Origin of the sequence: Bifidobacterium sp. UBA744 (genome assembly GCA_002298605.1) — a bacterium.
Taxonomy (GTDB): Bacteria; Actinomycetota; Actinomycetes; order Actinomycetales; family Bifidobacteriaceae; genus Bifidobacterium.
Window position 1 is genome coordinate 3,299 of record DBKS01000016.1, and the last position, 9,341, is coordinate 12,639.

9 protein-coding genes are annotated in these 9,341 nt (G+C 62.6%); 5 read left to right on the top strand and 4 right to left on the bottom strand.

Annotated features, from left to right (window positions below; all coding sequences use genetic code 11):
• On the top strand, positions 1–1,335 hold a 1,335-nt coding region (locus B2994_RS01575), incomplete at its 5' end, for a DHA2 family efflux MFS transporter permease subunit (protein WP_291526652.1).
• A 27-nt stretch (positions 1,336–1,362) separates the two neighbouring features.
• Here the strand turns inward: B2994_RS01575 and B2994_RS01580 are convergent.
• The 4 genes from B2994_RS01580 to B2994_RS01595 form a co-directional block, all read right to left on the bottom strand.
• Entirely contained in the window at positions 1,363–2,163 is an 801-nt protein-coding gene (locus B2994_RS01580; protein WP_291526653.1) for an ABC transporter permease, read from the bottom strand.
• Positions 2,160–2,855, bottom strand: a complete 696-nt coding sequence (locus B2994_RS01585) for an ABC transporter ATP-binding protein (protein WP_291526654.1) — start codon at positions 2,853–2,855, stop codon at positions 2,160–2,162. Before B2994_RS01585 ends, B2994_RS01580 begins: the two co-directional genes overlap by 4 nt.
• 55 nt (positions 2,856–2,910) lie before the next feature.
• Positions 2,911–3,276 carry a YccF domain-containing protein gene (locus tag B2994_RS01590; protein WP_291526655.1) on the bottom strand — a complete coding sequence of 122 codons (366 nt, stop codon included), beginning with the start codon at positions 3,274–3,276 and terminating at the stop codon, positions 2,911–2,913.
• A gap of 117 nt (positions 3,277–3,393) precedes the next feature.
• Positions 3,394–4,947 carry an MFS transporter gene (locus B2994_RS01595; protein ID WP_291526656.1) on the bottom strand — a complete coding sequence of 518 codons (1,554 nt, stop codon included), beginning with the start codon at positions 4,945–4,947 and terminating at the stop codon, positions 3,394–3,396.
• Positions 4,948–5,233: 286 nt separating this feature from the next.
• Here B2994_RS01595 and B2994_RS01600 point away from each other — a divergent pair, with 286 nt between their 5' ends.
• The 4 genes from B2994_RS01600 to B2994_RS01615 form a co-directional block, all read left to right on the top strand.
• Positions 5,234–6,205 (top strand): MetQ/NlpA family ABC transporter substrate-binding protein, encoded by a 972-nt coding sequence (locus B2994_RS01600; protein ID WP_291526657.1) that lies wholly within the window; start codon positions 5,234–5,236, stop codon positions 6,203–6,205.
• 133 nt (positions 6,206–6,338) lie between these two features.
• Positions 6,339–7,481: a methionine ABC transporter ATP-binding protein gene (locus tag B2994_RS01605; RefSeq protein ID WP_291526658.1), complete on the top strand. Its 1,143-nt coding sequence runs from the start codon at positions 6,339–6,341 to the stop codon at positions 7,479–7,481.
• On the top strand, positions 7,478–8,164 hold the full coding sequence (locus B2994_RS01610; protein ID WP_291526659.1) for a methionine ABC transporter permease: 687 nt from the start codon (positions 7,478–7,480) through the stop codon (positions 8,162–8,164). The genes B2994_RS01605 and B2994_RS01610 overlap by 4 nt, the downstream gene beginning before the upstream one ends.
• Before the next feature lie 25 nt (positions 8,165–8,189).
• On the top strand, positions 8,190–9,341 hold a 1,152-nt coding region (locus B2994_RS01615; protein WP_291526660.1), incomplete at its 3' end, for an amidohydrolase.

Consider the following 9,341-nt stretch of genomic DNA (forward strand, 5'->3'; position numbering starts at 1 on the left):
CTCGGCGCGTTCCTCGGCATGCTGTCCGAAACCTCGATGAACATCGCGTTGCCGGCCCTCTGCGACGAGTTCGGCATCACCACCGGCACGGCGCAGTGGATGGTCGTCGGCTATATGCTCGCCATCGGCATTGTGCTGCCCTGCGTGGGATTGCTGCTCAAATGGGTGAAGGCCAAAACCCTGGTGATCGTGGCGCTCTGCTGCTTCCTCGTCGGCGCCGTGGTCTCCGCCGCTTCGCCCGTGTTCGCCCTGGTGCTCGCGGGCCGCATTCTGCAGGGCGTGGGCACCGGCATCGTGCTGCCCTCGATGTATGCGGCGATCATGCGCGTCTTCCCGCCGGCCCAGATCGGCGCCGCCAACGGCGTGGCCGGGCTGGTCATCATGTTCGCGCCCGTGATTGGCCCCACCCTTGCCGGTCTGCTCATCGGCATGTTCTCCTGGCGTGCCATCTTCGCGCTGTTCGCCGTCGTGTCGGTTGCCGCCATCGCATGCACGGCCGTGTTCTTCGTCACTCCCATTGAAACGACCCGTCCGCGCATCGACGTCATCTCCGTCGTGGCGTCCGTCATCGGATTCGGCTGCCTGGTCGCCGGCGTGAGCCTGGTGTCGGATATGGGCGCCTCCGGCGTCGTCATCGGACTGCTTGTTGTCGGCGTGCTGGTGTTGGCGTTCTACGTCTGGCGTCAGCTGCACCTCGAATCCCCGCTGCTGGATCTGAAGATCCTCGGGCTGCGGTCCTTCACCGTGCCCGCGTTGATGGTCACCTGCTCCTTCGCCTGTACGCTGGCCATCATGTACATCGCGCCGCAGGAGCTCCAGCGGGGTCTGGGATTTGACGCCACCACTGCGGGCTTGCTCATGCTCGCCGGCGGCGTGGTCAACGCCATCTGCTCGTTCGGTGCCGGTCGTCTGTTCGATCGTTTCGGCGCCGTGCCGCTGGTGCGCCTCGGCGCGCTGCTGGCCATCGTTGGTTCCGTGTTGTTCCTCATGATCGGCGTGGGCACGGTGCCGGCGTTCTTTGTGCTGGCGCATGTGGTGTTCATGATCGGCATCCCGTTCATGCAGCAGTCCGCCCAGTCCGCCGCGCTCAAGGGCCTGCCCCATCATCTCGCGGCCGACGGCTCCACGATCCTCAACACCATGCAGCAGGTTGTGGGCGCGGTCGGCACCGCCATCGCCACCTGCCTGCTGATGGCGGGACAGGCTGCCGGCACGGCGGGGGAGTCCGCGGCTCAGGGTTTCGTGACCGGATCTCGCCATGGCTACATCTTTGGCCTGGTGCTGATCGTCATCGCCCTGCTGCTCTCGTTCCTGCATAGGGAGCAGCGTCAATAGCAATAGGCCGTTGACGCGCTGCAGGCGCTACCGGGCAATCGGGCGTAGGCGATTGGCTTCGTCGAAGCAGGATCGGTAGACGAGCAGCATGATCAGGCTGTCGGCCAGTAGGGTCAGTGCGGCGATGGCCGCGAGAATCACGAACTGGTATTTGGCGGCATCGAGAGGGTCGCCTCCGGCGATGACCTGACCGGCCATCATGCCGGGTATGGTGACGATGCCGGCGGAGGCCAACGAGGCGGTGGTCGGCATCAGCCCCAGTCTGATCGACGACACCACCGACGGGCGCGACGCCTCCCATGGCGTTGCGCCCAGCGCCAGCAGCATGCCGATGTCGTCGCGTCGATCCTTCATCGACTCGAAGAACCGGCTCAACCCCACCGCCAACGCCGAGACGGTGTTGCCCAGCAGCATGCCTGCCAGCGGTACCACCAGTTGCGGCGCATACCATGGCTGTGGGCGCACGATCAACTCGGTGACCAGCGACACCATCAGCAGCAGGGTGACGGACAGCGCCAGCAGCACCGGGACAATCAGCCCGCGATGCAGCGTTTTCGGCGCGTTTTTCGCGCGCGACAGCGTGATCTGCACGCCTGCCGTCAACATCAGCACCAGCAGGGCCAGTACCAGCCACGGATTGTTCGAGCGGATCACGAAGCCCATGATCACACCCATCGCGCACAGTTGCAGCAGCGCGCGGCACGCCGACCACATCAGTGTGCGCCCGATGCCGATGCGCATCAGTCCGGAGATGCAGGCTGCGGTCGCGACCATTAGCATCGCGGCGAAGAGGCCCCAGACGTCGATCGGATAGGAGCTGCCGGTCATCTTGTCTCCTCCGTTACGCCGATTTGGGCAAGTCGGCTGTGCTCCAGCCGCATGATCCGCGTCGCCAGACCATCCGCCGGTCGGTGGCGAATGCGCACGATCGCCATGCCGCCATCGTGGGCGGCGCGGGCCATGAGGGCGGCGACCAGTTCGGCATTCGCGTCATCCAATCCCGCGTCCACCTCGTCAGCCAGCAACAGCTTCGGCTCCGTCAGCAAAGTGCGCGCCAAACAGACGCGCGCCGCCTGGCCGCCTGATAAATCATGCGGCGGGCGGGAAAGCTCGATGTCGGAGCAGCCCATCGAATCCAGCATCGATCTCAACTTGGCGTCGTCGGGGGCTTTGACCTCACGTCGGACCGCCAATGAGAACGGCATCCGGAGCGCTTCGGCCACGCTTGATCCAGTGAGTATGGGTTGCTGCGGCACATACGCCACAAGGCTCCGCCATTGTTGGGGAGTGTACTCGGACGAGTCGCGGCCTTCCACCGCGAACGTCCCGTGGGCATACGGGTTCAGCAGTGCGAACGCGGTCAGCAGACTGGACTTGCCCTCACCCGAAGGACCGGTAAGATCCACGATTTCGCCCGCGTCGATGGAAAAGCATCCGGTGAAGAGCGTCCGCCGTTCGTTTCCATTTTCCTGCGAAGGCATCGCACAGCCGACATTGCGGGCCGCAAACAGATGTGTCATGTCTCGCACAATACGCCTTGTATGGACATATGCGATTCCACGGGGCGAGGGGTGTTCAGAGATTGCGGATTTCCGCGCCGAACGGCCATAGGGCCAGCTTGGCCATTTTGAACGACTGGATGCCGAAGGGAATGCCGATGATGGTGATGCAGTTGAATATGCCGGCGATGAGATATCCCATCGCCATCCACCAGCCGACCAACATCACCCACAGGACGTTGGCAAACGTTGATCCCAAACCGCCGCCGTATACGACGGTTTTGCCGAAAGGCGTCAGCGTAAGGGTGGCCATTTTGAAGGCTTGCAGTCCCAGCGGGATGCCGATGATGGTGATGCACAGCGCGAGGCCGATCGCCAACCAGGCGAAGGCGATGACCAGTCCGCCCAGAATCAGCCACAGAATATTGCCCGACAAACGCATGCTTGCATCATACGTGGTCGCATCAACAGGCGCCGCCGTTCGGCTTTCGTGCGCATACGCGAGCTCGGTCCTGCGGATGCGTTGCAGAGAGTGCTCCGGGAAAATCGTGCCGCGGAGTCACGGCTTGGCGTCCGGCCACACGTCGTCATATGGCATGCCGGTAAGCTGCTCGACGGTGCGCCTGGTGCGAGGATCCACGGTATGCTTCGCGCCTCCGGATCGCAGGCGATCAATTTCCCCGAGCAGTTCGTTATCCGTGCGGCGATCGAGGATCAGGCTGCGTGACACAATCCAGGCGAGCACGACGCCGACAAGATAGATGCCCAAGGTGATCGATGCCAAGCCGATCTGGGCGCCGAATGGCTGCGTGTCACGCTGCGCATCGAATCCCGTGGCTCTCAGCGCCACGCCGACGCTCATGGCCACGATGCCGGAGCAGAGTTGGCGGAAGAACGCCTGGACGCCGGCGAAGGTGGCCGATCGATTTCGTTCGGTGACGATCCGATCCACATCGGCGATCAGCGGGAAGATCTGCCAGGGCAGGAATCCGGCTGAGGTGCGGAACGCAAAGAACACCACCGCACCCGTGACGGCGAACGCGGTCCAGGCGCCTCCGGCCAGTGTGCCACGCAGCAGCCAGGCGCCGAGCATCCAGACCAAGCCAATGCCCATACCTGAGAACCCAATGGAGAACAGCGTCCGGGGGCCGAACCTGATCATGCCCCAGTTGCATACCGGCATCAGCGGCAGAGCCAGCGCCGACAGTGTGAGCAGCAACGAGGCGAACGCGGCGGTCTGCCCCCAATTGAAGATCACGAAGTAGGCGAAGGTTTGGCCGAATATATCCATGCCGCACATCAGTAACAGGTAGATCGCCAGATGCTGGCGGAAGGAGCGTATGCGTAAGGTGGAAACGTACTCGCATACCAGCTTGACCATGCGCTTCGCCCAGCCGGAGACGCCGACGTGCAGATGGTCGAGCGAACCGTCAGCATAGGCTGCGAAGCCGGCTTCCTCCGGACTCAGCTCCCATGTGGAGCGCCAGCAGATGAACAGCGTAATCGAGAAGAGCACGGTGAAGCTCATGGTGAAGATCTGGTAGCTGGAGGCCCTGTCCTCGCCGAGAGTCGAAAGCGTCGCCGACCCGATCAGAGGTATGAGCGTGCAGGACCCGTTCGAGATGAACAGTCTCGTGCTGCTGAGCAGGGTGCGGCCCTTGAAATCGGTGGTCATTTCGCTGGGCAGCGCATTGTAGGCGGTCATGAAGATCTGGCTGAGCATGATCCAGATCATGTATATGCAGAAGTACGCTTCGGGATTCAGGCCCGGAACCCACATCAGCATGCCGACGAGCACTATCGGCGACATGATGAGCAGCAGCAGTCGGCGACGACCGAACCGGCGCCCGATGGGGAAGCGGTAGAGATTGTCGGAGAGTGCGCCGAAGAACAGGGCCGAGAAGGCCGAAATAATGGTGGACATGCCGATGATCGTCTGCGCGGTTTGGATGTCGAGGTCGCAGAAACGCGTCCAGAACAGCGACAGGTACGTCATGGTGAGCGTCATCTGGCCGCCGCCGTAGAAGTCCCCGATGCCGAAGCCTATCGATTGGCGCAATGAGATCGTCGTGGTGGTCCGCGGCGGCGCGGACGAAGTTGCTTGGCTGGGCATGGTCACACCATAGCAAGTGCGGCCGCCAATGAAGATTGTCTCACCATGTGGTCATATAGCCGTTCGGAAAGGAGGTTATAGCCGGTTCTCAGCCTTTGGCCGCACAGGGGCGTATAAGACCCTATAAGCAGCGCATATATGGCGAATGGCCGATTTCCGCCATTTTCGCGGCATGGCGGGGTTACGGTTGAAGGGCATTCGTTGAGATGGAGATCCGCTCCGAGCGGCAGCCGCGCGGCGGTGACCACCTCAACGGCCAACGAATACGAGAAGAGAGGAACTTCCCATGACCGCATCTGTGCAGCAGCCGGCCGGCAACCCCGAGGAGCCGGTGCGCGTCAACCACACGCTTCGCAACACCATCATCGCCATCATTGTGGTGGCTCTCGTCGCAGTCGGTGGCTTCTTCGGCTACCGCGCCTACGCCCACAGCGTCGATTCCGCCGTCAAAGGCTCCAAGAACAACCCGGTGAAGATCGGCGTCGTCGGCGCCACCGATCCGGACTTTGTGGCCTTCAAGGCCGAGGCCGAGAAGCAGGGCATCTACGTCGATCTCGTGGACTTCCAGGACTACACTTCCGAGAACCCCGCACTTGATTCCGGAGAGCTTGATCTCAACGAGTTCCAGCACCTGCTGTACCTCGCCAACTACAACGTGAAGAACAATAAGGATTTGCAGCCCATCGGCGGCGTCGTGGTCTACCCGCTGTCCCTGTACTCCAAGAAGGTCAAGTCCGTCGACCAGATCAAGCAGGGCGACACCGTGGCGATTCCGAACGACGAGACCAACCAGGCCCGCGCCATCGGCGTGCTCCAGAAGGCCGGCCTCGTCCAGCTCAAGGGCGACTGGACCCCGCTGTCCACCCCGGCAGACATCGATACCGACAAGAGCAAGGTCAAGGTGACCCCGCTGAAGGCCGAGCAGATCGCCAACGCGCTGAGCGACCCGCAGGTTGTGGGAGGCGTCGTCAACAACGATTATGTGGCGGACGCCGGCATCAGTCTCGACGAGGCCGTGTACGCGGACAAGGCCGAAGGCGAGGAAGCCCGCCCGTACATCAATGTCTTCGTGTCCCGCAAGGCGGACGTGGACAACGAGACCTACCTCAAGCTCGTCCAGATCTACCACGACACCCAGGCGGTCCAGGACGGCCTGTCCGAAAAGTCCTCCGGCACCGCCGTCTCCGCGAAGGACTACTCCAAGGCCGAGCTCCAGGGCTTCCTGAGCGACCTCGAGTCCGAAGTCAAGGCGAAGTGATCGCGGGTCCGCAAAACCGGGCGGACAGGCCGATATCATTTCCATCGAATGCGGTATGCGGCCTTCTCCTTTCCCTCTGGCAAGGAGAAGGCCTTGTCCCGCGCACAGCGCAAGATGCAAGAAAGGACGGCTCATGACCAACGAAGCAGGCGCGTCTGAACCGATCATCGTGTTCGACCATGTGGTCAAGGAATTCAAACAGCGGGGGGGCGGCAAGTCGGCGAAGGTCGCTCGCGCGGTCGACGATGTGAGCCTGACCATCAACGCCGGCGACATCTTCGGCATCATCGGCTATTCGGGGGCCGGCAAATCCACGCTGGTCCGTCTGATCAACGCGCTCGAGACGCCGACGAGTGGAACCGTGACGGTACTGGGCAATGACATCACCGGACTGTCCGAGTCGAAGCTCAGGCCGATTCGCCAGAAGATCGGCATGATCTTCCAGCAGTTCAACCTGTTCTCCTCGAAAACCGTCGCCCAGAACATCGCCTATCCACTGCAGCTCGACCATTGGCGCAAGGATTATCAGGAACGCCGCGTCAAGGAGCTTCTGGAGTTCGTCGGCCTTTCCGAACATGCCAACAAATACCCCTCCCAGCTGTCCGGCGGCCAGAAACAACGCGTCGGCATCGCCCGTGCCCTGGCCACGAACCCCAAGATCCTGCTCGCCGACGAGGCGACCAGCGCCCTCGACCCCACCACCACCAGCGAAGTGCTTCAGCTGCTCAAGCGCGTCAACGAGCAGTTCGGCGTCACCATCGTGCTCATCACCCATCAGATGAACGTGGTGCAGGAAATCGCCAACCGCGTGGCGGTGATGAGTTCCGGACGCGTGGTGGAGGGCGGTGACGTGTATGACGTCTTCGCCGCGCCGCAGCAGGCGGTCACCAAACGCTTCATCGCCACGGCCCTGCGCGGTCTTCCCGAGGCCGAGCGCGTCGAACAGATGCATGCCCAGAACGCCGGCCGGATCATTTCCGTGGTCATCCGTCAGCAGGACGTCACCCGCGGCAGCACGGTCGTCCCCGCTTCCGGACAGAACATTTCGACGACCATCGCCGCGTATCCGTCGGTCGCCACGTCCATCCTCTATGGCGGCATCGATACCGTGACCGGTCAGGGCATTGGGGCGATCACCTACGAAATCAGGGGCTCGCAGAACGATGTCGACGCGTTCCTCGCCTCGCTGCGCTCCAAGTCGGACGTCATCGACTTCGGCGACGCCGCCAATCCCCATGACTACGACACCGCGATCGAGGAAGGAGTCACGCGATGATCACCCTTGCCAACACCACCACCAATTGGGAGGTCCTCAAACCGATTCTCGCGCAGTCCGTGGTACAGACCCTGCAGATGGTACTGACCACACTGGTCGTCGGCGGGTTCCTTGGTCTGATCCTCGGCGTGATTCTGTACGGCACCCGTCCCGGCAACCTCTTCGAGAACGCGGTCGTCTATCGCATCCTCGATGTGATCATCAACCTGATCCGACCGATTCCGTTCATCATCTTCCTTGCGGCCATGCAGCCGGTCACGATCGTCGTGGTCGGCACCTCAATCGGCACGGTGGCCGCGATCTTCCCGATGTGCGTGATGTGCACCATGGCCACGTCACGCCTGGTGGAGCAGAATCTGGTCACGGTCGATCCCGGCATCATCGAGGCGGCCCGCTCCATGGGCGCCTCGAAGCTCACCATCGTGCGTACGGTGCTGATTCCCGAGGCGCTGGCACCGCTGATCCTCGCCTACGCGTTCCTCTTCATCGGCGTGCTCGACATGTCGGCCATGGCCGGCTATATCGGCGGCGGCGGACTGGGCAACTTCGCCATCGCCTACGGCTATCAGAAGTTCGACCAAGGCGTCACCTGGACGGCCGTGATCATCATGATCGTCCTTGTGCAACTTGTCCAGGGCATCGCCAACGCGGTCGCCAAGCGGCTGCTCAATCGCGGTGCGTGATTCCGCCCGCGTAGAATCAGGAACCATGACTGTCAAGATCTCGATCACTCCGGAACTCATCGATATCCGCCACCATCTGCACGCTCATCCCGAGCGCAGTTTTGAGGAGTTCGAAACCACCCGATACCTCGGTGACCTGCTGCATGCGCATGGCATCGAAACATGGCGGCTGCCGAAACCCCTGGAGACCGGAGTGATCGCGGACATTCACGGAACCGCCGGAGACGGCCCCATCGTCGGCCTGCGGGCGGATATCGACGGCCTGCCGATCCAGGAGGACACGGGACTGCCGTTCTCGTCCGTCAATGACGGCGTCATGCACGGCTGCGGCCATGACCTGCATATGAGCGGTCTGCTCGGCGCCGCATTCTGGCTCGCCGAGCATCGCGACCAGTTCGCCGGTACGATCCGACTGGTGTTCCAGCCCGCCGAGGAACTTGGACAGGGCGCACGCCGCGTCATCGCCTCCGGGGCGGTGAAAGACCTCGATGCGATCATCGGCACGCATAACAATCCGAACTATGCGCCCGGCGAAATCGCCGTCGGCACCGAACCGATGATGGCCGGATGCGTCAAATTCCATGTCGTCCTGCATGCATCCGGATCCCATGCCGGCTACCCGCATAAGGGCACCAGCCCCATTGAGGCGCTCGCCACGATGATCCTCGAGCTGCAGACCATCGTCAGCCGCAATATCTCGCCGTTCCATGCGGTCGTGCTGTCGATCACCGAAATGCATGGCGGCCATGTCTGGAATGTGGTGCCGGCGACGGCTGGATTCCAAGGCACCGTGCGGTTCTTCGACAACAACGACGAGAAGAAGGTCCACCAGCGTTTTGTGGACGAGGTCGAATCCACCGCGCGCGCCTTCGGCATCCGTGCGGATATCGACTGGGACTGCCTGCAGCAGCCGCTCGTCGGCGATCCGGTGCTCAGCCAGGCCGTCGCCGACGACGTGCATGAATACGCCAAGCTGCGCTCCATCCGCCCGTCGATGGCTGGTGAGGACTTCGAGGAGTTCAGCCGGCTCATGCCCGTGGCGTTCGGCTTCATCGGATCCAACGGCCGCCCCGGATGCCCCGATTGGCACAGCCCGCATTTCATCGGGCTTGATGGCGCCATAGAGCCGGCTGTGAACTTCTACGCCAACGCCGCGCTGCGGATGCTGCGGGAACTG